General features: G+C 32.2%; 1 protein-coding gene. It reads left to right on the top strand.

What is annotated here, in order from left to right; all coding sequences use genetic code 11:
• The first annotated feature begins 68 nt into the window (after nt 1–68).
• Nucleotides 69–1,343, top strand: a complete 1,275-nt coding sequence (locus tag ES044_RS18225) for an IS1380 family transposase (RefSeq protein WP_147187471.1) — start codon at nt 69–71, stop codon at nt 1,341–1,343.
• Nucleotides 1,344–1,371: the final 28 nt, after the last annotated feature.

Here is a 1,371-nt window from a genome sequence, read left to right as displayed (position 1 = left end):
TAAAAATAGTAGTTACAAGACTTTTCCATCTCAATAATTTTCACCAACTTGGGTGAAAACCCTGACAGGTGAAAATTACAACAACTACAGAAAATATTAGTGCTTACGGCGGATTAAATTTTATATCCGAAATATTTAATAATCTTGAATTCTCTTCATTGATTGAAAAGCATCTCGGACAGAGACCTTTACAGTCAGAATTTAGCTATTCAGATGTGATTAAAAATCTTTGGATGCTATTTTTAGCTGGAGGGGATTGCGCCGAAGATATCGAGCAACATTTAAAGTCAGACTTTCTTCAAATTCCAAATTTAAAAGTATGTTCACCAGATACTATAGGTCGGGTTTTAAAAAGTTTAGCCCAGCAAAAAGAGGTTCACATTAGTGATACGGGCATTGAACATGAGTTTAGTACTCATGAAAACCTGAATGTTTTAAATCTAGAAATGCTCCTTAAAACAAAAGTTTTAGCCCCTAAACAATCTTATGATTTTGATTTCGATCATCAGTTTATCCCCTGTGAAAAATACGACTCAAAAAAGAGTTATAAAATGAAACGTGGCTACTTCCCTGGCGTTTCTACTATTGGAAAATACATTGTTCATATCGAAAATAGAAATGGAAATACGAACGTAAAATATAAGCAAGCTGATACCTTAAAAAGTTCGTATTCACTGCTAAAAAGCAAGAACATAAAAATAAATAGAAGCCGAATGGACTGTGGTTCTTTCAGTAAAGACATTATTGACGTGGTGGAAAAAAACAGTAATTTGCTTTATATAAGAGCGCAACGTTGTGCAGAACTTTCTTGCCAAATTAGAGCAGTAAAAAACTGGAAAACTGTACGGATAGGTCTTTTTGATATAGAAGTTTGCAGTGTAAAATACACGCCCTTTAAAGGCGATAAAACCTACCGTTATGTGGTAAGTCGTGAGCGTAATAAAACAGGACAAACTGATATTGAATATCAAGATAATTTCATTTATCGAGCCATTTTAACCACAGATACCGATTCTTCAGACCAAGAGGTTATTGAATATTACAATCAAAGAGGTGCTGCTGAAAAGATTTTTGATGAAATGAATAATGATTTTGGTTGGAAAAAATTACCTTTTTCATTTTTGGAACAAAATACGGTCTTTATGATGGTTATGGCAATGTGCAGAAATTTCTTCTTGCATTTACTCACTGTTTTTTCAGAAAAAGTATCTTTTGTAAAAACAACATACAGACTAAAAAAGTTCATTTTTAGATTTGTAGTGGTTCCATTTAAATGGATATACCATTCCAGACAAAATATCCTAAAATTGTATACCAAAAAAGAGTATCCTCTGCTAATTTAAGCATTAAAATTTCTTGATAAAGTAAATT

Origin of the sequence: Polaribacter sp. IC066 (genome assembly GCF_007997085.1) — a bacterium.
GTDB lineage: Bacteria > Bacteroidota > Bacteroidia > Flavobacteriales > Flavobacteriaceae > Polaribacter.
Note: the sequence above shows the minus strand (reverse complement) of the source record. Positions and strands in the feature narration are given on the sequence as shown.